At 71.6% G+C, this 21,974-nt stretch carries 16 protein-coding genes; 8 read left to right on the plus strand and 8 right to left on the minus strand.

Features of this window, described 5'->3' with window-relative positions:
- Positions 1-29 precede the first annotated feature (29 nt).
- Entirely contained in the window at positions 30-2,126 is a 2,097-nt protein-coding gene (locus ARC20_RS06885; protein ID WP_057646040.1) for a glycosyltransferase, read from the plus strand.
- A gap of 5 nt (positions 2,127-2,131) precedes the next feature.
- Here the strand turns inward: ARC20_RS06885 and ARC20_RS06890 are convergent, their stop codons facing one another.
- Together ARC20_RS06890 and ARC20_RS06895 are read right to left on the minus strand one after the other, a co-directional pair.
- A complete protein-coding gene (locus ARC20_RS06890) occupies positions 2,132-3,679 on the minus strand; it encodes a hypothetical protein (protein WP_425478498.1) in 1,548 nt (515 codons plus the stop codon).
- A 67-nt stretch (positions 3,680-3,746) separates the two neighbouring features.
- Positions 3,747-5,897: a RelA/SpoT family protein gene (locus tag ARC20_RS06895; RefSeq protein ID WP_057646041.1), complete on the minus strand. Its 2,151-nt coding sequence runs from the start codon at positions 5,895-5,897 to the stop codon at positions 3,747-3,749.
- A 62-nt stretch (positions 5,898-5,959) separates the two neighbouring features.
- Between ARC20_RS06895 and ARC20_RS06900 the strand changes: the two genes are divergently transcribed.
- Both ARC20_RS06900 and ARC20_RS06905 read left to right on the plus strand, forming a co-directional pair.
- Positions 5,960-6,511: a hypothetical protein gene (locus tag ARC20_RS06900; protein WP_057646042.1), complete on the plus strand. Its 552-nt coding sequence runs from the start codon at positions 5,960-5,962 to the stop codon at positions 6,509-6,511.
- 4 nt (positions 6,512-6,515) lie between these two features.
- Complete coding sequence (locus ARC20_RS06905; RefSeq protein WP_057646043.1) at positions 6,516-8,297, plus strand: chloride channel protein; 1,782 nt, start codon at positions 6,516-6,518, stop codon at positions 8,295-8,297.
- 3 nt (positions 8,298-8,300) lie between these two features.
- Here ARC20_RS06905 and hrpA read toward each other — a convergent pair whose 3' ends face one another.
- On the minus strand, positions 8,301-12,413 hold the full coding sequence (hrpA, locus tag ARC20_RS06910) for an ATP-dependent RNA helicase HrpA (protein ID WP_057646044.1): 4,113 nt from the start codon (positions 12,411-12,413) through the stop codon (positions 8,301-8,303).
- Positions 12,414-12,501: 88 nt separating this feature from the next.
- Here hrpA and ARC20_RS06915 point away from each other — a divergent pair, with 88 nt between their 5' ends.
- Positions 12,502-13,047: a Dps family protein gene (locus ARC20_RS06915; protein ID WP_057646086.1), complete on the plus strand. Its 546-nt coding sequence runs from the start codon at positions 12,502-12,504 to the stop codon at positions 13,045-13,047.
- A gap of 61 nt (positions 13,048-13,108) precedes the next feature.
- Here ARC20_RS06915 and ARC20_RS06920 read toward each other — a convergent pair whose 3' ends face one another.
- Positions 13,109-13,957, minus strand: a complete 849-nt coding sequence (locus tag ARC20_RS06920) for a class I SAM-dependent methyltransferase (protein ID WP_057646045.1) — start codon at positions 13,955-13,957, stop codon at positions 13,109-13,111.
- Between the two features lie 84 nt (positions 13,958-14,041).
- On the opposite strand from ARC20_RS06920, the gene recQ reads away from it, so the two are divergent.
- Both recQ and ARC20_RS06930 read left to right on the plus strand, forming a co-directional pair.
- Positions 14,042-15,844 carry a DNA helicase RecQ gene (gene recQ, locus ARC20_RS06925; protein ID WP_057646046.1) on the plus strand — a complete coding sequence of 601 codons (1,803 nt, stop codon included), beginning with the start codon at positions 14,042-14,044 and terminating at the stop codon, positions 15,842-15,844.
- A gap of 122 nt (positions 15,845-15,966) precedes the next feature.
- Complete coding sequence (locus ARC20_RS06930; protein ID WP_057646047.1) at positions 15,967-16,449, plus strand: hypothetical protein; 483 nt, start codon at positions 15,967-15,969, stop codon at positions 16,447-16,449.
- 44 nt (positions 16,450-16,493) lie between these two features.
- On the opposite strand, the gene ARC20_RS06935 is transcribed toward ARC20_RS06930, so the two are convergent.
- From ARC20_RS06935 to ARC20_RS06950, 4 genes are all read right to left on the minus strand, one after another.
- Complete coding sequence (locus ARC20_RS06935; protein ID WP_057646048.1) at positions 16,494-16,856, minus strand: response regulator; 363 nt, start codon at positions 16,854-16,856, stop codon at positions 16,494-16,496.
- Positions 16,853-17,872 carry a sensor histidine kinase gene (locus ARC20_RS06940; RefSeq protein ID WP_057646049.1) on the minus strand — a complete coding sequence of 340 codons (1,020 nt, stop codon included), beginning with the start codon at positions 17,870-17,872 and terminating at the stop codon, positions 16,853-16,855. Before ARC20_RS06940 ends, ARC20_RS06935 begins: the two co-directional genes overlap by 4 nt.
- A 127-nt stretch (positions 17,873-17,999) precedes the next feature.
- Positions 18,000-18,398, minus strand: coding sequence for a DUF1801 domain-containing protein (locus tag ARC20_RS06945; RefSeq protein ID WP_057646050.1), 399 nt, complete (start codon positions 18,396-18,398; stop codon positions 18,000-18,002).
- Positions 18,399-18,558: 160 nt separating this feature from the next.
- On the minus strand, positions 18,559-20,382 hold the full coding sequence (locus tag ARC20_RS06950) for a D-(-)-3-hydroxybutyrate oligomer hydrolase (RefSeq protein WP_237642524.1): 1,824 nt from the start codon (positions 20,380-20,382) through the stop codon (positions 18,559-18,561).
- A 106-nt stretch (positions 20,383-20,488) separates the two neighbouring features.
- On the opposite strand from ARC20_RS06950, the gene ARC20_RS06955 reads away from it, so the two are divergent.
- Positions 20,489-21,289, plus strand: a complete 801-nt coding sequence (locus ARC20_RS06955; RefSeq protein ID WP_057646051.1) for a 3-hydroxybutyrate dehydrogenase — start codon at positions 20,489-20,491, stop codon at positions 21,287-21,289.
- Positions 21,290-21,305: 16 nt separating this feature from the next.
- On the plus strand, positions 21,306-21,971 hold the full coding sequence (locus ARC20_RS06960) for a response regulator transcription factor (RefSeq protein ID WP_057646052.1): 666 nt from the start codon (positions 21,306-21,308) through the stop codon (positions 21,969-21,971).
- Positions 21,972-21,974 lie beyond the last annotated feature (3 nt).

Below are 21,974 nucleotides of genomic sequence, written 5' to 3' on the forward strand. Positions count from 1 at the left end.
CGCCGGCAGGCTTGAGCGGGCGCACGCGCATGTCGATTTCCGAATGGCGTTACTTCCTGCGGCGCATGACCGGGCTGGCCCGGCGCGGGCTGTCGAGCCTGCGCGCGCGCGGCTGGCGCGCCACGCTTTCGCGCGCCCGCGTGCACCTGCAGCCGCGCGTGGCCGATACCGGCGCGCCGCTATGGTTCCCGCCCGCGGAGCCGTTCACGCCATTCGCGGTGCCGCACGGCGATGCGCCGGTGGTGTCGATCGTCATCCCGGTCTACAACCATCTCGACCACACGCTGGCGTGCCTGCGTGCGCTGGCCGCGCATCCGCCGGCGCTGGCCTGCGAGGTCATCGTCATCGACGACGCCGGCACGGGCGATGACACGCCGCGCGTGCTGCCGCAGGTCGAAGGCCTGCGTTACCACCGCCGCGCGCAGAACGGCGGCTTCATCGCCGCCTGCACCGACGGCATCGCGATGGCGCGCGGCGAGTACGTCGTGCTGCTCAACAACGACACCGTGCCGCAGCCGGGCTGGCTGGACGTGCTGATCGGCACGTTCGCCACCCACCCGCGCGCCGGGCTGGTCGGCGCGCAGCTGCTGTATCCGGATGGCCGGCTGCAGGAATCGGGCGGCATCGTGTTCGCCGACGGCAGCGCGTGGAGCTATGGCCGCTTCGAATCGCCGTCCGACCCGCGCTACGCCTACGTGCGCGAAGTCGATTACGTCTCCGGCGCGGCGCTGGCGATCCCGCGCGCCCTGCTCGAACGCATCGGCGGCCTGGACGCACGCTACAAGCCGGCCTACTACGAAGACACCGACCTGGCCTTCGCGGTGCACGCCGCCGGCTATCAAGTGCTGGTGCAGCCCGCCGCGCGCGTGGTGCACGACGAAGGCACCAGCCACGGCACGGACACCGGCAGCGGCATCAAGGCCTACCAGGTGCGCAACCGCGCGGTATTCGCGCAGAAGTGGGCCGAGGTGCTCGCCACCCACCTGCCCGCCGGCAGCGTGCCGGCGCCGGCGCTGCTGCACCGCCGCCAGCGCCAGGTGCTGATCCTCGACGAAGCCGTGCCGCAGCCGGACCGCGATTCCGGCTCGCTGCGCCAGTACAACCTGATCCGCCTGTTGATCGAGGGCGGCGCGCACGTGGTGTTCGTGCCCACGGCGCGCGCGCACGGCGGCCGCCACACCCTCGCGTTGCAGGCGCTGGGCGTGGAGGTGTGGCACGCGCCGCAGCTCGACAGCCTCGCGGCGTGGCTGCGCCAGCACGGCGAACGCTTCCATGCGGTGCTGATGGTGCGCCACCACGTCGCCGACACCGCGCTGCCGCTGCTGCGCCGCCACGCGCCGCGCGCGCGCACGGTGTTCGACACGGTGGACCTGCATTACCTGCGCGAGCGCCGCGGCGCCGAGGTCGCCGGCGATACCGCCGGCCTGCGCGCGGCCGAACGCACGCGCACGCGCGAGCTGTCGGTGATGGCGCGCAGCGATGTCACGGTGCTGGTGTCCTCGGCCGAGCGCGAGCTGCTGCGCGCCGATGCACCGGACGTGCAGGTCGAACTGCTTTCCAACCTGCACGAAGTGGCCACCGCCTCGCCCGGCTGGGCCGCACGCCGCGACCTCGTGTTCGTCGGCGGCTTCGGCCATCCGCCGAATGCGGATGCCATGCAGTGGTTCATCGGCGAGGTGTTCCCGCGCATCCGCGCGCGCCTGCCGGACGTGCGCTTCCACTGCATCGGTGCCGACGTGCCCGACGCATTGCGCGCGCTCGCCGCCGCGCAGCCGGGCGTGGAGATCCACGGCCATGTGCCGGAATTGGCGCCGTACATGGACGGCTGCCGCGTGGCGGTGGCGCCGCTGCGTTTCGGCGCCGGCGTGAAGGGCAAGGTCAACCTGAGCATGGCGCACGGCCAGCCGGTGGTGGCGACCGCCTGCGCGGTCGAGGGCATGCACCTGCGCGACGGGCAGGACGTGCTCGTCGCCGATACGGCGGAGGATTTCGCCGCCGCCGTCGTGCGCCTGCACGAGGACGAGGCGCTGTGGTCGCAGCTGTCGGCGCATGGCCTGCGCAACGTCGCCGAGCACTTCTCGCTGGACGCCGCGCGCGACACCGTGCGCCGGATCTTCCTGGACTGACGCCGTTAGCGGTCGCGCCCTTCGGCGGCGCGCACGCGCGCCTGGAAATCGGCCAGTTCGGGCGCGGCGGAATCCAGCCGCCGCGCCTGCCGCACCGCTTCGCTGGCGAACGCGGCATCGCCCGCCCCCAGCCGCTCACTGCCCACCGCGATCCAGCGCTGCGCCAGCCGGCGGCGCGCATCCGCCAGGCCGGCATCGCGCACGGACAACGCCTGCCACGCATCCAGGCAGGATTGCGCGCCGCGCACGCGGTTGGCGCGCAGCGCATCCTCGAAACAGCTTTGCGTCTGCGGCACCAGCCGCGCGGCGGCCTCGCGCACGCGCGCATCGCGCGGCGCCAGTGACTGCGCTTCGCGCAGGGCGTCGTAGGCGCTTTCGCCCGGCGGGGTGAGCCACTGCTGCCTGGCCTCGGCGGTTTCGATGCGGGCCAGCAGCTGGCGCAGCTTTTTCGCCCGTGCCGCCGGCGAAAGCGCCTGACGCTGCGAAGCCTGCGCCTGGTGCGCGCTGGCGATGGCCTGGGCGGCGGCACGCACGCCGGGGGCCTCCGGCGACCAGGCGCGCGCGCGGGCCAATGCGTCATCGGCGGCGTCGAACTGGAAATCGCCGGCGCGGCGGGCGGCCTCCGCGGCGTAGGCCGCCGCCAGCTGCTCGCTTCCGCGCGCGACCTCCGGGTACGCCGGGCGCAGGTCGGCGAGCGTCTCCAGATCCGCATCCGCCTGCGCCAGGCGACCTTGCCGCAGGCGGGTGTCGAAGCGACGCAGGCGCTGCTGCACGGCTTCGTTGAGCGCAGCCTCGCTGGCCGGCAGGTCGACATGGCCGGGGTCGTAGCCGCGCGCGGCCTCCACCTTGGCCGCGGCGGCGGCGAGATCGCCGCGCGCCAGCTCGGCATGCGCGGCCTGCAGCAGGTCCGAAAGCGCATCCTCGCGCCCTTCCAGGGCATCGAGCCGGTTCGGGGCGAGCGCCAGCACGCGCTGGTAGAGCGGCAGCGCGCTGTCTGGCGCGCCTTCCAGGCGTCCTTCGTCGTGGGCGTGGCGGGCCTGGGTGACGAGGTCGTCCAGCCCGGCGCGCGCGGCTTCATGGCGACGCAGGTCCAGCGCCAGCGCATCGGATTGCGCGCGCGGCACCTGCAAAGCCTGCGCGAGGGTAAGCGCGTTGCGCGCGCCGGGCACGTCGCCCCGCGCCAGCGCCCGCTTGCCCTGTGCCAACGCGGCCAGCCCGGTGCGGGCGAGGCCGTCGCCGGCTTCGCCACGGTCGCTGTCCAGCGCCAGCGCGGCCTCGAAGGATTCGCGCGCGCCGCTGCCATCGGCGGCGCTGAGCCGGCCCTGCGCCAGCGCGCGTTCGCCCTGCGCCAGCAGCTGCTGGATGCGGGTATCGGGCCACAGCCACTGCGCCAGCGGTCGACGGAACGCCACCACGCCGATCACCAGCACCGCGGCCACCACGGCCACGCCGATCCACAGGCGGCGGTCGCGCAACGGACGCACCAGCGCGCCGCGCAGGGGCGTGCGGAAACGGCGGCGGCGTCCGTGGCGCGGAGGGGGTGTCGGGTTCACCGGGCGATCTTAGCGGGGCGCACGCGACGCGATGGTGACTGGCGAGCATGCATGACGCCCGCCGACCCTACCCCAGCCGGCGCACCTGGTGCACGCCCGGCAGCGCATCGAGCTTGCCCAGCAGCGTGGACAGCTGCCCGTAGTCGCTCACCTTCAGCCGCAGGCGCAGCTGCGCCTGGCCGCTGTCGCGCACGTTGTCGCTGTTGATCTCCAGCACGTGCGCGTCTTCCTGCGCGATCAGGTTGGTCACGTCCTTGAGCAGGTAGCGCCGGTCCACCGCGCGCACCTGCACGTCCACCTCGTAGCCGCTGCCCGCCTGGCCCCACTCCACCGGCAACAGCCGCTGCGGGTTGGCCGCGCCCAGCCGCGCCAGCGAGGCGCAATCGGCGCGATGCACGGTGACGCCGCGCGCCTGGGTGAGATAGCCGACGATGGGCTCGCCCGCCACCGGTTGGCAGCAGCGCGCCAGCTGCACCAGCAGGTTGCCCACGCCCAGCACGGTGAACTTCGACTTGCCCAGCCCGGTGCGCTTGGCGGTGGGGCGCGGCAGCGGCGGCGGCGCCTGCTGCGCGCGCTCGGCTTCCAGCAGCGCGCGGCTGACCTGGCTCGGGCCGGTGTCGCCCAGCGCGACCTGGATGTAGAGATCGTCCACGCTGTCGGCATGGAAACGCTTGGCGGCGATCATCAGATCGGCCTGCTGCAGGCCCAGCCGCTTGAGTTCGCGATCCAGCAACTCGCGCCCGGCCTGCACGTTGCGCGTGCGGTCGAGCTTGTGGAACCACGCGCGCACCTTGTCGCGCGAACGCCCGCTGGCGAGGAAGCCGTTGGCCGGCAGCAGCCAGTCGCGGCGCGGGTCGGCTTCCTTGGCGGTGAGCACTTCCACGCGGTCGCCGCTGCGCAGCTTGTAGGCCAGCGGCACGATGCGGCCATTGACCTTCGCGCCGCGGCAGCGGTGCCCGACCATGGTGTGCACGTGGTAGGCGAAATCCAGCGGCGTGGCGCCTTGCGGCAGGTCGATCACCTCGCCCTTGGGCGTGAGCGCGTAGACGCGGTCCTCGACCAGTTCGGCATCCAGCGCGCCGGCCAGCTCGCCGGCCTCGCCTTCCTGCGACTGCTCCAGCAGCTGGCGCATCCAGGTGATCTTGCGGTCGAACGCCTTCTCCGCGCCCTTGCCGCCTTCCTTGTACTTCCAGTGCGCGGCCACGCCCAGCTCGGCCTGCGCGTGCATCTCGTGGGTACGGATCTGCACTTCGACCGTGCGCCCTTCCGGGCCGACCACGGCGGTGTGCAGCGAGCGGTAGTCGTTGGCCTTGGGGCGGGCGATGTAGTCGTCGAACTCGCTGGGCACCGGCGCCCACAGCGCGTGCACCACGCCGAGCGCGGCGTAGCAGGCGGCGACGTCGTCCACCATCACCCGCAGCGCGCGCACGTCGTAGAGCTGGTCGAAGGCCAGCCGCTTCTTCTGCATCTTCCGCCAGATGCTGTAGATGTGCTTCGGCCGCCCGCTGACCTCGGCATGCAGGCCGTGCTCGGCCAGTGCGTGGGTCAGCGCGCGGCGCACCGATTCGATGTAGCGCTCGCGCTCCACGCGGGTCTCGTCGACCTCGCGGGCGATGCGGCGATAGGTGTCCGGCTCCAGGTAGCGGAACGCCAGGTCTTCCAGCTCCCACTTGAGTTGCCAGATGCCCAGCCGGTTGGCGAGCGGCGCGTGGATGTCGCGGGTGAGCTGTGCCAGCGCGCGGCGCCCGGCCTCGGGCAGGCGGCTGGCCGCGCGCATGCGCGCGAGCTGGCGCGAGAGCAGGATCGGCACCACGCGCAGGTCGTGGATGATCGCCAGCAGCAGGCGGCGCAGGCCTTCGCTGTTGCGCCCGGCCTCGCGCCCGGCGTGCAGCGCCCAGACCTGGTCGGCGGCATCCTGGCCTTCGAGCAGGCCGGCCAGCACCTGGCGGCGCGGGGCGTCCAGCGGCAACTCGACCACCGCGCCGCGCAACGCGGGCAGGTCGAACAGCAGCGCGGCCACCAGCGTGGCCTCGTCGGCCGAGAGCAGGTGCAGCAGGTCGAGCGTTTCGGCCAGCACCGGCCAGGCCGGCACGGCCTCGGCGGCGGCCGGCTGCGCGGACCAGGCCTGCAGCAACGCCTCGCGCAACGCGGGCGCGATGGCGGCCGCCGAGCGGCGGTCGAGCAGGTCCTGGAGATGGGCGGGGGGCGGGCGATGCACGGCGGATCGGTCGAACAGGTTGCGTCTACACTATCGCGCATCCCCTGTCTGGAACCAATGTCATGCGCCTGTCCCGCCCGCTCGTGTCCGGTCTCGCCCTGGCCCTCGCCCTCAGCCTGCCGGCCGGCGCGGCCTTCGCCCAGCGCGCCGTCAGCGGCGACCTGCAGCAGGAAATGACCCCGGCGCAGTTCAAGGCCGCCGGCCTGGACAAGCTCAGCGCCACCGAACTGGCCGCGCTCAACGACTGGCTGCAGGGCAAGGTCGCCGCAGAGACGCAGAAGGCCACCGCCGCGGTCGCCGGCGGCACCGGGGCGGCCGCCCTGGCGCAGGCGCGCGAGGAAGGCCGGCAGGAGGTCATCACCAAGAACCGCGGTTTCCTCGACTTCGGCAGCAAGGATCCGATCGAAAGCACCATCGCCGGCGAGTTCACCGGCTTCGGCAAGGGCCGCCACTACGTGCTGGCCAACGGCCAGGAGTGGGAGCAGACCGAATCGACCGAACTGCGCGTGCGCAAGGACAGCCCGAAGGTGAAGATCAAGCCGGGCCTGATGGGCGTGTGGTACCTGCAGGTCGATGGCTACAACACCATGCCGAAAGTGCGCCGGGTGAAGTAAGCCGATGTCGTCCCCCGACGCAGGCGCCGCGCCCGCCCGCGAATCCGGGCTGATGCCGGCGCTGCGCCGGTTCTTCCGCCGCAGCGAGGCCGGCTTCATCGTGCTGGCGATGGTCGTGGGGCTGATCGCCGGCCTGCTGACCCTGCTGCAGGCCGGCCTGGCGCACTCCCTGCAGGCCTGGCTGTACGGCTTCGACGAAAACGAACGGCTCAGCTCGATCGCGCAGGTCGGGCTGGAATCGCTGTGGGTGTTGCCGGTGGGCGGCCTGCTGGTCGGGCTGATCGGCCGCGCCGCGCGGGCGCGCCGCCGCCAGCTGCTCGATGCGGTGGAGGCCAACGCGCTGCACGGCGGGCGCATGTCGATGCGCGACAACCTGGTGGTCTCGCTGCAGACGCTGCTGTCCAACGGCTTCGGCGCGTCCGTCGGCCTGGAAGCGGCGTACACGCAGATGGGCGCCGGCAGCGGCTCGCAGCTGGGCCGGGTGCTGCGCCTGCGCCGCGCGGATATCCGCACGCTGGTCGGCGCCGGCGCGGCCGGGGCGATCGCCGCGGCGTTCGGCGCGCCGCTGGCCGGCGCGTTCTATGCCTTCGAGATCGTCATCGGCGCCTATACGCCCTCCGCGCTGGCGGCGGTGGCCGTGGCCGCGCTGGCCGGCAGCTTCATCGCGCAGGCCGCGGGGCTGCCGCCCTACCTGCTGCCGGCCGCCACCGTCTTCAGCCTGCATCCGCGCGATTACGCGCTGTTCGCAGCGCTCGGGCTGGTGTGCGCGTTGGTCGGCGTGGCGGTGATGCGCCTGGTCACCACCATCGAGCAGGGCGTGAACCGCACGCCGCTGCCGGCCTGGGCGCGGCCGGTGCTCGGCGGCGTGCTGCTGATTCCGCTGGCGCTGGTGACGCCGCAAACGCTGTCCTCCGGCCACGGCGCGCTGCATATCGACCTCACCGGCCACACTCCGCTGCTGTGGCTGGGCGTGCTGTTGCTGCTCAAGTGCCTGGCCTCGGGCATCTCGCTGGGTTTCGGTTTCCGCGGTGGCCTGTTCTTCGCCTCGCTGTTCATGGGCTCGCTGGTCGGCGCGCTGTATGCCGGCCTGCTCAATCTCGGCGTGGGCGATGCGCTGGTGGACCCTACCTCGGCGGCGCTGGCCGGCATGGCGGCGCTGGCGGCCGCGGTGGTCGGCGCGCCGATGACCATGGCGATGCTGGTGCTGGAAGGCACGCACGACTTCGTGCTGGCCAGCGTGGTGATGGCCGCGGTGCTGGTGGCCAGCACGGTGGTGCGGCAGGTGTTCGGCTATTCGTTCTCGACCTGGCGCCTGCACCTGCGCGGGGAAAGCATCAAGAGCGCGCGCGACGTGGGCTGGATCCACAACCTCAGCGCCGGCCGCATGATGCGCCGCGACCCGGCGACGATGGCCGCCGATGCCAGCGTGGCCGAGTTCCGCCATCGCTTCCCGCTCGGCTCGGGCACGCGCGTGGTGCTGCTGGATGGCGAAGGGCGCTATGCGGGCATCGTCACCGTGGCGGCCGTCTACGCCGATGGCGTGAAGCCGGAGGCGGTGCTGGCGGATTTCGCCGGCAACCGCGATACCGCCCTGCCCGCCGATGCCGACGTGGTGGCGGTGATGCAGCGCTTCGACCAGACGCAGACCGACGAGATGGCGGTCATCGACGCCGAGCGGCACGTGCTGGGCGTGCTGTCGGAAGGCTTCGTGCGCAAGCGCTACGCCGAGGAGCTGGACCGGCGGCAGCGCGAGCTGATGGGCGAGCGGGTGGAAGACGCGGAGTAGCGATCACCCCCGCAGCGCGGCCACCCGCTGCGCCAGCTTCTTGGCCGAAATGCCGCCGCGCGCGCCGAGCTCCTGCGCGAACAACGACACCCGCAGCTCTTCCAGATCCCAGCGCAAGGCCTGCCACTCCGCGCGCTCGCGCCGGCCCAGCGCCGCCGCTTCGTCCAGGGCATCCAGGAACGGTTTGAGTTCCAGCATGCGCGCCTGGTCGCGCGAGGGATCGCGCTTGGCGCGCTCGGCGCGCAGCAGCATCGCCTTGAGGTAGCGCGGGAACTGCGCCAGCGCCTCGGCCGGCGTCTGCCGCAGGAAACCCGGATGCACCAGCGCGGCGAGCTGCGCCTGCAGGTCGTCCAGGTTGCCGCGCGCCCAGCCCATCAGCGGCGCTTCCAGCGCCGGCTTGATCGCCGCCACGCCGGACAGGATCTCCTCGGCCAGCTTCAAACGCTGCATTGCTTCGCCGAACAGCTGCTTGCCGACTTCCTCGCGCCGCTGCGCGAACGCGCCGGCGTCGCGGATGTTTTCCAACCCATGGTCGAGCAATGCGTTCATCGCCGCATCCACCAGGTCGCCGCGCAGGCGTTCCTGCGATTCGATCGCCGCGTACAGCAGCCCGGTCTTGGGCGAGACCGGCAGCTGCTTGCGGGCCTGCTTCACCTTGTCGGCCAGGCCGATCTCCATCAGCCGGCGCACGCCGAGCGGATGCGCGGCGTCGGCTTCGGCACGGTCGGCGAAGATGCGCAGCGCGGCGCTGTCGCCCTGGTCCACCAGCGCCGGGTAAGCCGGCACGCCGGCTTCGCCCGGCACCTGCCGCGGGATCGGCGCGGCGGGGAATTCGCGCAGCCCTTCGGCGGCCAGTGCACGGCCGGCGCGTGCGGCGAAGGCATCGCCGGCACGGTCGCCGAAACGCACGCGCAGCGCGTCGAGGTCGCGCGATTCGGCCAGCACCTTGCCGCTTTCATCGCGCAGCCGCAGGTTCATGCGCAGGTGCGGCTCCAACGAAGGCTCGTCGAAATCCAGCGCCGAGACCGCCACGCCGGTGGCCTTGGCCAGGAAGCGCGCCAGTTCGCCGCGCAGGTCATCGGCCGAGGGCGTGGTGAATGCCTCGAAGAACGCGCGGGCGAAGTCCGGCGCGGGCACGAAGTTGCGCCGCTGCGCCTTGGGCAGGCTGCGGATCAGCGCGGCGGCCTTGTCGGCGACGAAGCCCGGCGCCAGCCACGACAGCCGCGAAGGATCGAGCGCGTTGAGCAGGTGCAGCGGCACTTCCAGCGTCACGCCGTCGTCGGCCGCGCCCGGCTCGAAGCGGTAATGCAGCGCCAGGCGCGCATCGCCGAGCGGGAAATACTTCGGATAGCGGTCTTCCTCGCTGCCCTCGCCGGGCAGCAGGTCGACCAGCGTCCAGTGCAGCTGGCGGCGCTTCTCCGGCGCCAGCGCCTTCCACCAGGCATCCAGGCCGGTGGCCGAGTGGATGTCCGACGGCACCCGGTCCAGGTACCAGCGCGCCTGCCAGCCTTCATCGGCCACCAGGCCGGCGCGACGCAGCTTGGCCTCTTCCTCGCGGGCCTGTTCGAGCACGCGCAGGTTGTCGGCCACGAAACTGGCACGGGTGTTGATCTCGCCGGTCACCAGGGCCTGGCGCACGAAGATGTCGTGCGATTCGACCGGATCGATGCGCCCGTAGTGCACCGGCTTCTTCGGCGCCAGCACCAGGCCGAACAGGCTGATCTGCTCGGAGGCCAGCACATGCCCTTGCGCGCGCGACCAATGCGGGTCGAAATGCTTGCGCAGCAGCAGGTGCGGCAGTTCGGCGATGGCCCAATCCGGCTCGATGGCGGCGTTGGTCAGGCCCCACACCTTCTGCGTATCCAGCAGCGTGGCGGCCAGCACCCACGGTGGCGGCCGCTTGGACAGCGCCGAGCCGGGGAACAGCAGGAAGCGGCGCTGGCGCGGCGCCTGGAAATCGCCCTTCTCGCTGCGATGGCCCAGCTGCGTGGGCAGGCCGACGATCAGCGCGCGGTGCAGGGTCTGGTAGGCGGCACTGCGCGCGCGTTCGCTGAAGCCACCGCTTTCCGGGCCGGCCGGCTTGCCGCGCGGCGCGGGCGCGGCAGGCGCTGGCGCGGCGGTGTTGGCCTTGCCTTCGCGGGCCAGCCGCGCGGCGCGATGCAGTTGCCCGCGCGTGGCCTTGGCGGCGGCGGCATCGTCGCGCGCGGCCGGGGCCGGCGCGCTGCTGCCGGCGAGCAACGGCGCCAGCGAGGCCTCCACGGTCTCTTCCTTCCAACCGAGTTCCTCGCACAGCAGGCGCAGCTGGCGGTGCAGCTCGCGCCATTCGCGCATGCGCAGGAAGCCGAGGAAGTGGCGGTCGCACCAGTCGCGCAGTTTCGATTGGGTGAGGTCTTCGTGGGCCTGCCGGTAGGCCTCCCACAGCCGCAGCACGCCGACGAACTCCGAGCGCCCGTCGGCGAACTGCGCGTGCGCGTTGTCGGCGGCGGCGCGCGCTTCGGGCGGGCGTTCGCGCGGGTCCTGGATGCCCAGGAACGAGGCGATGACCAGCATCGGCCGCAGGCAGCCGGCGGCCTGCGCGGCCACCAGCATGCGCGCCAGCTTCACGTCCACCGGCAGGCGCGCCATCTGCTTGCCGACCGCGGTGAGGCGGCGTTCGGCATCGATGGCGCCGAGTTCGACCAGCTGCTGCCAGCCATCGGCCACGGCGCGCTCGTCCGGCGCTTCGAGGAACGGGAAGTCCTCGATGCGGCCCAGCCCCAGCTGCAGCATCCGCAGGATCACGCCGGAGAGGCTGGAGCGGCGGATTTCCGGATCGGTGAATTCCGGGCGCGCGGCGAAGTCCGCCTCGCTGTAGAGGCGCACGCATATGCCTTCGGCCACGCGGCCGCAGCGGCCCATGCGCTGGTTGGCGCTGGCCTGCGAGACCGGTTCGATATGCAGGCGGTCCAGCTTCTGCCGCGGGCTGTAGCGCTTGACCCGCGCGAAGCCCGGGTCCACCACGTAGCGGATGCGCGGCACGGTGAGCGAGGTTTCGGCCACGTTGGTGGCCAGCACGAGGCGGCGCTTCGGGCCCGGGTTGAACACCCGGTCCTGGTCGTTGGCCGAGAGCCGCGCATACAGCGGCAGCACTTCGGTTTCGCGGTACTTGCGCCGTTCCAGCGAGTGGTGGGCGTCGCGGATCTCGCGCTCGCCGGGCAGGAACACCAGCACGTCGCCGCGCGGGTCGGTGCGGGTGATCTCGTCGATCGCCGCCACGATGGCGTCGTTGACCGAGCGCTCGCCGTCGCTGCCGGCGTCGTCGTCCCCTTCGCCGCCGCCCTCGCCTTCCAGCGGGCGATAGCGCACCTGCACCGGGTAGGTGCGGCCTTCCACGCTGATCACCGGGGCGTCGTCGAAATGCCTGGAGAAGCGCTCGGTGTCGATGGTCGCCGAGGTGACGATCAGCTTCAGGTCCGGGCGCTTGTGCAGCAGCTGCTTGAGGTAGCCGAGCAGGAAATCGATGTTGAGGCTGCGTTCGTGCGCCTCGTCGACGATGATCGTGTCGTAGGCGGACAACCAGCGGTCGCTGGCGATCTCCGCCAGCAGGATGCCGTCGGTCATGAACTTGATGCGGGTGTCCTCGCCGACGCGGTCGGTGAAGCGCACCTGGTAGCCCACCGCCCCGCCCAGCGGCGTGCGCAGTTCCTCGGCCACGCGGCTGGCCACCGCGCGCGCGGCGATGCGGCGCGGCTGGGTGCAGCCGATCATGCCGGCGGTGCCGCGGCCGGCGGCCAGGCACAGCTTGGGCAGCTGGGTGGTCTTGCCCGAGCCGGTCTCGCCGGCGATCACCACCACCTGGTGGTCACGGATCAGCGCGACGATGCGCTCGGCCTCGCGGGCGATCGGCAGCTGTTCGTCGAGGGTGATGGCCGGCTGGCTCTGCGCGCGGCGGGCACGCTCGCCCGTGGAGGCGCGCAGCGCCTGCTCGAACGCCTGCTCCATCTCGGGGTTGCCGGGCTTGGCCTGCCACCGCGACCATAGGCCGAACAGGCGGCCGCGGTCGCGGGACATCGCGTCGTCTACCGCGCGGCGTCGCGCGCGCAGATGGTCGCCCAAGGGCTTGTCGATAGCACTCATCGATCGGGTGATGTGAAAAATTTAATAACCACGGATGCTTTAGCCTGTCTATTGTGACGCCATATCCATGAGCAAGGAGGATTCCCAGATGGCAAAGAGCAAGAACACCCCCCAGAAGTCCGGCAAAACCAAGCTGGCGGCGCCCGCGCCCTCGGCCCCGCACGTGGATATCGGGATCAAGGACAGCGATCGCAAGAAGATCGCCGAGGGCCTGTCCGGCTACCTCGCCGACGCGTACACGCTGTACCTGAAGACCCACAACTTCCACTGGAACGTGACGGGCCCGATGTTCAATTCGCTGCACACCATGTTCGAGACCCAGTACACCGAGCAGTGGACGGCGCTGGACGACGTGGCCGAGCGCATCCGCGCCCTGGGCTACAACGCGCCGGGCTCGTACCGCGAATTCGTCAACCTGACCTCCATCCCCGAGGAGCCGGGCCTGACCGACAGCGCCGACTGGCGCGAGATGGTGCGCCAGCTGGTCACCGGCAACGAGGCGGTGTGCCGCACCGCGCGCAAGGTGCTGGCCTCGGCCGACGACGCCGGCGACGACCCGAGCGTGGACCTGCTGACCCAGCGCCTGCAGACCCACGAGAAGTACGCGTGGATGCTGCGTTCGCTGCTGCAGTAAGCGATGCAGTGATGAGATGACAGGCGCCCGGCTTCGGCCGGGCGTTTGTTTTTGGGGGCGCTCACTCCGCGGAAGGGGCTTCAGCCCCGGCCGCCCCCTCGAAGATCGCAACGCGGTGCGGTTGCACCGGGCCCACCGGCCGCAGCCAGCTCTGCGCCGCCAGCACCTCCACGCAGGGGCCGAAACCGGCGATCCGCAGCGGCCGCCGTTCCGCTTCCGCCCGCAGGCGCGCCAGCAGTGCTTCCAGCAATGCCCCGCGCAGCGGCGTATAGAGATAGAACACGCTGCCTTGCGACAGATCGGCCTGGCGCAGGTCCGCGCAGGCGAACCGCGCCCTCGCCAGCCCCAGCGCCTGCGCGGCCTCCCGCGCCACGGCGACATACGCCGGCTCGATCTCGATGCCGCGAGCTCGCGCCGGCGAGCACAGCGCCACCAGCAGCGGCACCTGGCCCAGCCCTGCGCCCAGGTCGACCAGCTCGTCGTCCGCCCCCAGCCCGGTACGCGCCAGCAGATCGAGGACATGCCGTACCGGCGTCGGTTGGTAGGCCACCATGCCCGCGGCCAAGGGCACCCGAGGCGCACCCGGCACGGGCAGGTCGAGCACCCCGGCCAGCAGTTCGTCGCGGGCATCGAAGCCCTCGGCGGCGTCCGGCGCGCCGTGGCCGGGATGGCTGGCCAGCAGCGCGCGCAGGCGCGCCGGGTCGCGCCGCAGGGCGACATACAGCCGCTGGTTGACCGCCTCGACCTCGTCCCGCCGCGCGCGCAATGGGCCGGCGATCGGCGAGGCCTCGTCTTCCGGCAGCCAGCGCTCCAGCCGGTCGAGCCAGTCCAGCCGTTGCCAGAGCGCGGCATCGGGCGCCGGCCCGGCAAAGCCTTCGGCCTCGGCCAGCAGGGTTTCCAACGGATGCATGGGCCCGATTCTAGCCAGCGGCGGCGGCAAAGCCCGATACGCCAACGCGTCGGCCCGGCTTGACCGCCACGGTATCCTAGGCCGATGCCTTCCCCCGCCCATGCCGTCCTGCGTCGCGTCTTCGGTTTCGATGATTTCCGCGGCCCCCAGCAGGCCATCGTCGAACACGTCGCCGCCGGCCACGACGCCCTGGTGCTCATGCCCACCGGCGGCGGCAAGTCGCTGTGCTACCAGGTGCCGGCGCTGCTGCGCGAGGGCACCGCAGTGGTGGTATCGCCGCTGATCGCGCTGATGCAGGACCAGGTCGAGGCCCTGCGCCAGGCCGGCGTGCGCGCCGAGTTCCTCAATTCCACGCTGGACGCGGAGAACGCGCAGCGCGTCGAGCGCGCCCTGCTGGCCGGGGAGCTGGACCTGCTCTACGTGGCGCCCGAGCGCCTGCTGACCGGGCGCTTCCTCTCGCTGCTCGACCGCAGCGCGATCGCGCTGTTCGCCATCGACGAGGCGCACTGCGTCTCGCAGTGGGGCCACGATTTCCGCCCCGAATACCGCCAGCTCACCGTGCTGCACGAGCGCTGGCCGGAAGTGCCGCGCATCGCGCTCACCGCCACCGCCGACCCGCCGACCCAGCGCGAGATCGCCGAGCGGCTGGACCTGGTCCAAGCGCGGCATTTCGTCAGCTCCTTCGACCGCCCGAACATCCGCTACACCGTGGTGCAGAAGGACAACGCCAAGCGCCAGCTGCTGGATTTCATCGGCCGCCACCGCGACGCGGCCGGCATCGTCTACGCGATGTCGCGGCGCAAGGTCGAGGAGACCGCCGAATACCTGTGCGCGCAGGGCTACAACGCCCTGCCCTACCACGCCGGCCTGCCGGCCGAGGTGCGCGCGGCCAACCAGCGCCGCTTCCTGCGCGAGGACGGCATCGTGATGTGCGCCACCATCGCCTTCGGCATGGGCATCGACAAGCCGGACGTGCGCTTCGTCGCGCACGTGGACCTGCCCAAGTCGATGGAGGGCTACTACCAGGAAACCGGCCGCGCCGGCCGCGACGGCGAGGCCTCCGAGGCCTGGCTGTGTTATGGCCTGGGCGACGTGGTGCTGCTCAAGCAGATGATCGAGCAGGGCGAGGCTGCCGAGGAGCGCAAGCGGCTGGAACGCGCCAAGCTCGACCACCTGCTCGGCTACTGCGAATCCATGCAATGCCGCCGGCAGGTGCTGCTGGCGGGCTTCGGCGAGACCTACCCGCAGCCGTGCGGCAACTGCGACAACTGCCTCACCCCGGCCGCGGCCTGGGATGCCACCGTCCCGGCGCAGAAGGCGCTGAGCTGCGTGTACCGCAGTGGCCAGCGCTTCGGCGTGGGCCACCTGATCGACATCCTGCGCGGCAGCGACGGCGAGAAGATCCACCAGTTCGGCCACGAGGCGCTGAGCACCTACGGCATCGGCCGCGACCTGGATTCGCGCACCTGGCGCAGCGTGTTCCGCCAGCTGGTGGCCGCGCACCTGCTGGAAGTGGACACCGAGGGCCACGGCGGCCTGCGCCTGACCGACGCGAGCCGGCAGGTGCTCAAGGGCGGGCGCACGGTGATGATGCGCCGTGAGCAGGCGCCCACGCGCGAACGCGAGCCGCGCAGCGCGCAGCGCACCGGGCTGTCGGTGCCGCCGCAGGACCTGGCGCTGTTCAACGCCCTGCGCGGCCTGCGCGCCGAGCTGGCGCGCGAGCAGAACGTGCCGGCGTTCGTGATCTTCCACGACAGCACGCTGCGCAACATCGCCGAACAGCGCCCCGAGGACATGGACGCGCTGGCAAGGGTGGGCGGTATCGGCGGCAGCAAGCTGGCGCGCTACGGCGAGCGGCTGCTACACATCGTGCGCGAGCAGGGGTGAGCCCGCGCAACGGCGTGTGCCAATCCTGGCAAGAAAGTTCCCGGGCGCGACAGCAGGCATTCAAGCGGCCACTGCCAGTATCCTAGGCAGGTCGCATACGGCCGTACCCGCGGGTGTCCACCATGAAGCGCAGCCTGATCCTGACCGCCCTGTTCCTCGCCTCCGGCGCCGCCCTGGCGCAGAGCGAAGGTGCGGGCGCCGCGAAGTCGCTGGACCTGAGCGTCCCGCAGGAGCCGATCCAGTACCGCGCCGATCCGAGCTACGCGAACGACCCGCCGGGCACGTTCTACGGCGACAAGTCCGGCCCGGTGCCGCGCGCGCCGGATGGCCGCATCGCCGACGTGGTGGACGACAAGCTGCAGGTGCACGGCGCGGTGGCGGCCGGCGTGGGTTATTCGAGCCGCGGCGGCAACAGCAACTGGCAGGCGGCCACGGTCAACCTCACCAAGAACTACACCACCGACGAAGGCAAGACGAATACGTTCGGCTTGAACATCAGCGTCGGCCAAGGCGAAGGCCCGATGTTCGGGCCGGGCTACTACGGTCGCGGTTATTACGGGCCGGGCCCGTACCGGGCGAGCGAGCCGATGCCGATGGGGTGGTGAATCGTGCCGCGCGAAACTTTCGCGCGTCGCGGCTGAAGCCGCGCCTACGACGCGTCAGGGCCTGCCTGCAGCCCTGACAGCGCCGCCTGCAAATCCCTGCGCCGGAACGGCTTCTTCAACACCGGCACCGCGTGGTACTGCTCGGGCACGCCGGCACGGCCGTAGCCGGTGACGAACATGAAGGGGATGCCGCTGCGTTGCAGGGCGTCCGCCACCGGGAAGGACATCGTGCCGGCCAGGTTCACGTCCAGCACGGCCATGCCGATCTGCCCGCTTGCCAGCACGTCGAGCGCCGCTGGCACCGTCGCCACCGGCGGGGCCACGTCGTAGCCCATGTCCGCGAGCAGGTCCTCGGTGAGCATGGCGATCATGGACTCGTCCTCGACGATCAGCACCCGCACGCTCATGCCGCCGCCCGTGCCGCCCTGTGGGCGGGCATCGAGACGCGGCAGGTGACGCCGGCCGGCTCGAACGCCAGCACCGAGTCGCCGCCGAGGTCGTACTTGAGCCCGCGTTCGATCAGCCGCGAGCCGAAGCCGCGCCGCGTCGGTTCGCTCACCGCCGGGCCGCCATGCTCGCGCCACGTCAGTTCCAGCACTTCGTCCGGCGCTTCACCCGACCATGCCCAATGAATGCCCACGCGCCCCTCCGGCACGGAGAGCGCGCCATATTTCACCGCGTTGGTGCATAGCTCGTGCAGCGCCATCGAGAGCGCCACCGCGCGCCGCGGGTCGAGCAGGAATGCCGGGCCGTGGATATCGAAGCGTTCGCCTTCGCTGCCCTGGTGCGGCGCGGCGGCGGCGCGGGCGACATCGCCCAGTTCGGCGCCCTGCCAGCTCTCGCGGGTGAGGATGTCGTGCGCGTCGGACAGCGCCACCAGGCGCGATTCCATCTTGTCCTGCGCGTCGGCCATGCCGGTGCTGCCACGCAGCGTCTGCAGCGCCATCGACTGCACCGTCGCCAGCGTGTTCTTCACCCGGTGGTTGAGTTCGTTGATGAGCAGCTGCATGTGCTGCTCGTGCTGCTTGCGCAGGGTGATGTCGCGGGTGCTGCCGGCGATGGCCTCGACCTCGCCGCCAGGACCGAACACCGGCGAGAAGATGTAGTCATAGATGCGCACGCCCTCGGTGACATGCGGGAACGGCACCTCGCCGCGCACCGGCTGGCGGGTGGCGATGACCCGATCGATCTCCTCGTCGTGCATGGCCGCATGCCAGGGCTCGTAGCCGATCTCCAGGCAGGTCTTGTTGGCGGCCTGCTCCCAGGTCATGCCCCACATGCTCAGCAGTGCATGGTTGGCATAGATGAAGCGATGCTGGCGATCGAAGACATAGGTCAGGTCCGGCGTCGCCTGCAATATGGCCTCGTACAGGCGCAGCTTCGCGGCCGGTGCGGCCTGATCCAAGGGCGGCGCGGCGTCCATCGAACGGTCCAGTGAGAAGTTCGCGGACTCTAGCATCGAAGCGTAAGAGCCCGGATGAGGAACCTTTCACCCGGCCTCGACATCCGCTGGCAGCACAGCCGCAGGGGAACGTCCCGCTGCGGGCCGCCTAGCCTGGTGCCACTCCCACATGGGCGATCCAATGCCGGACGATCTCCTGCAACGCGGGCGCCTTCGCCCGCAGATCGGCCAGACCCTCGAAGCCGACGACTGCCCGGTCTTCGCCGAGCCATTTCAGCAAGCCTGCAGGGTCGGGGATGGCCGACTTCGGAAGCACCTGCTTCCTGGCACCGAGATGCAGGATCAGCTGAACCAGCTTCGGGTTGCGCAGCTGCATCGTCGCGAAATGCTCACCGGTGAAAAAGCTGGGAGCGTTCCATTTCACTTCCTCGCCAATGGCCGGATCCACCGCCAGCAGCAGGGTGCGCAACTCGACCACCACGGCCTTGAGGGGATGATCGAGCGTGGCGAGATAGTCATCCACGGTTGGCAGCGGCTTGCGCGTCATGGTGCACCTCGTCCGTGAGCGGATAGCGGGCGCCGCATGGCGCGCGTTTCATCGCGCCCGTCGGCGGATGTCCGGGGACTCTAGCATCCGGTCGAAACACCGCGGATGAGCGATCTTTCACGCTCTGCATGCGCCCCCCGATCCTGGGGGCTCCCCTTCGTCAGTGCGGCACGGCGAGATGTTCGGCGCTCAGCGCGTTGCCCGCGCCGCGCGGCTTGGCATCCACCGTGGCATCGGGCGGCAGCGGCGCGCCGGATTCCACCTGCGCCCAGGCCTGGTCCAGCGCGGCATACACGTAGGGCAGCAGGGGCAGATAGCGGGCGGCATAGTCCGGCAGGCCGAGGAAGCCATCGAAGTGCTGCACGTGCGGCACGCGCCAGTAGCGCACGTCGCGCTTGGCGGCCTGCGCGGCGGCGACGTACGGCACGCTGCTGAAGGCCGGCGGGATCAGCCCGTCGTCCAGGCCATGCACGACGATCACCGGCAACTTCTTCCGCGGCGGGCCGGCCTTCGTCTGCGCCACGCCAGCCTGCACGCGCTGCGCATCGGCATCGTGGTCCGTCCACAGCGCGCGCAGGCACTGCAGGCCGGCGAATGTGGGATCGCTCCCCGCCTGCGCCTTCGCATCGACGATGCCCACGCCCGCGCCCGGCGGAATGCCACTGCCGTCGCTCCACCATGCGGCGCGTTCGGCGGCGGTGGGCGCGTGCGCCACGCCGTCCAGGCCCATGCCCGCATAACCGAAGCCGCACGGGTGCGCGCCGGCCGGATAGCGGCCGTAGGCCGAGGCGTAGGCCACGGCCACCGCGCGCCACAGGTCGAAACCCACCGACAACGCGCCGCTGCGCAGTGAGGCCTCGGTCCAGCCATTGGCGAGCAGGCGTCGTTTCGCATCGGCGGCTTGCGCGGGCAGGTCCGCACCGTCGAGCAAGCCGGCGGCGGCGAGCGAGGCACAGCGCGCCGCACCCAGCGCCTGTCGCTGCGCGGCCAACGGCGGCTGCGGCAGGTCATCCATCGCCAGCAGGGCGCACGGCATCAGCAGCGCGGCCTCGGTGGCGTAGTCGTACAGCGCACGCCCCTCCTTGCCGGGCGCAAGCACGCTCGGCTCGCCGGCCACCACGGCCTTGAGCCAAGGCTTGCCTTTCGATTCCTCGGCCGCGCGCAGCACCGCGCCGCCACCATTGGAGATGCCGACCGCGATCACGCGGGTGTTGTCGAACGTGAAAGGCGCTTGCGCGGGCAATGCGCGGTTGAGCACATCCAGCCCGTACTCGGCGGCCTGGCGTACATGGCGGCCCCAGTCGGCTTCCGGGTTGTCCAGCGAATGCGCGTGCTTGAACGCGACGCCCTGGGCATCGCCCTTGGGCGGCGCGAAAGCGGGTATGGAACCCGCTTCGGCCACGCCCGCCGGCCCGACCGCCGGCGCGCCGGAAAGATCCACGTAATCGCTGCCCGCGCCCTTGTCGGTATAGGCCACCGCGCACCCGCGCGGCAGGCCCCACGCGCCGGCCACGGCGATGGCGCCGTAGACGCCACGCGAGCCGGAGGCGGCGGTGACGACGAGGCAACGCTTGCCGGCGTCGAAGTCGTCCGGCAGCTGCACCATCACGCGATGCGGCGCGTGCCGCCCGGGCAGCTGCGCATAGGCGGAAAACTCGCGTCCCGGCACCGCGCCCAGCGTGCCGCCGTAGACGTCGCCGTAGCCACCGCCCGGTGCGAGATCAGCGATGCCACGCCAGTTGCTCCAGATCGCGCGCCGGCGCGCTTCGGCCGCGGTGGGATGCACCGCATCGGCGAACGCGGGCGGCGTCGGCAGCCGTAGGCCCGCAAGGCCGAGGCCCGCGGTGAGCAGGTCGTCCTGTTCGCGGTGCACGGTCTGGCGTTCGGCACGGAACGGCGCGGCGGATTCGGCGGCGGCGGCGCCACCGGCGAGCGTCATGCCGAACAGAAGGCTGCCGGCGAGCGTCATCAGGGAAGAGGTCATGGCGGCACGCTAGCAGAGTGCCGGGGCCTTTCCATCGTACCTTCGTACCAGTCGCGCGGCGGGAAGGGGCTGCTAATTTCAGCCGATCCCCCACCCTTGGATTCCCATGAGCGACGCCTTCCTGCATGGCCGCCACGCGCTGGTGACTGGCGCCACCTCCGGTATCGGCCTGGCCATCGCCCAGGCACTCGCGGCGGCGGGCGCGCGCGTGGCGATCAACGGCTTCGGCCTGCCCGCGCAGGTCGAACAGGCGCTCGCGCTGGCCAGCGGCCCGGGCGGGGCGGCACGCCACTTCGATGCCGACCTCGCCGACGCCGCGCAGATCGAACGCATGATGGCCGCGCTTGAAGACGACGGCCCGCTCGACATCGTGGTCAACAACGCCGGCATCCAGCATGCGGTGCCACTGGAACGCATGCCCGCCGAAAAGTGGGACGCGGTGCTGGCGATCAACCTCGGCGCGGCCTTCCACACCATGCGCCACGCGCTCCCCGGCATGGGCGCGCGCGGCTTCGGGCGGGTGATCAACATCGCCTCGGTGCATGGGCTGGTGGGCTCGCGCGACAAGGCGCCCTACGTGGCCAGCAAGCACGGGCTGGTCGGCCTGAGCAAGGCCGTGGCGCTGGAGTACGCCGCGGCCGGCGCGCGCGAAGGCGGCGGCATCACGGTGAACTGCATCTGCCCGGGCTGGGTGGAGACGCCGCTGATCGAGCCACAGATCGAGGCGCGTCGTGGCGGCGGCAGCCGCGAGGACGGCGTGCGCGCCCTGCTGGCGGAGAAGCAGCCGAGCCTGCGCATGTCGCTGCCCTCGGACATCGCCTCGCTGGCGCTGTGGCTGTGCCGCCCGGAGGCGCACAACGTCACCGGTGCCGCGTTCGCGATGGATGGTGGCTGGACGGCCCAATAACGGTAGGCTTGCCGCCATGCCCCATCTGCTGATCGCCGACGACCATCCGCTGTTCCGCAGCGCCCTGCGGCAGGCCGCCGCCGATGCGGTGGGCGACCTGCACGTGCGCGAAGCGGCCACGCTGGAACAGGCGCTGGCCGCGCTCGACGCCGCGCCGGACACCGACCTGATCCTGCTCGACCTGCACATGCCCGGCAGCCATGGCCTGGCGGGGTTGGCGGCGATCCGCGCGCAGCATCCGGCGGTGGCGGTGATCGTGGTGTCGGCCAACGACGACCCGCAGGTGGTACGCCGCGCGCTCGACCATGGCGCCGCCGGCTACCTGCCCAAGAGCGCCGGCCTGGACGAACTGCACCAGGCGATCAACAGCGTGATGGCCTGCGAGCAGTGGCTGCCGGCCTCGTTGCGCGCGGCGGTGCAGCACGCGCAATCCTCCGCGCACGACAGCGCACTGGCCTCGCGGCTGGCGAGCCTGTCGCCGCAGCAGTTCCGCGTGCTGATCCTGGTCGCGCAGGGCCTGCTCAACAAGCAGATCGCCGACCGGCTGGACGTGCAGGAGCGCACGGTGAAGGCGCACCTGTCGGCGATCTTCGAACGTCTGGGCGTGCGCAACCGCACGCAAGCCTCGGTGGTGCTGCGCGAACTGGAACTGCGCGACCCGTCCCAGCGCATCGAGATGTAAGCC

It is taken from the genome of Stenotrophomonas panacihumi, from assembly GCF_001431645.1.
Classification (GTDB): domain Bacteria; phylum Pseudomonadota; class Gammaproteobacteria; order Xanthomonadales; family Xanthomonadaceae; genus Stenotrophomonas_A; species Stenotrophomonas_A panacihumi.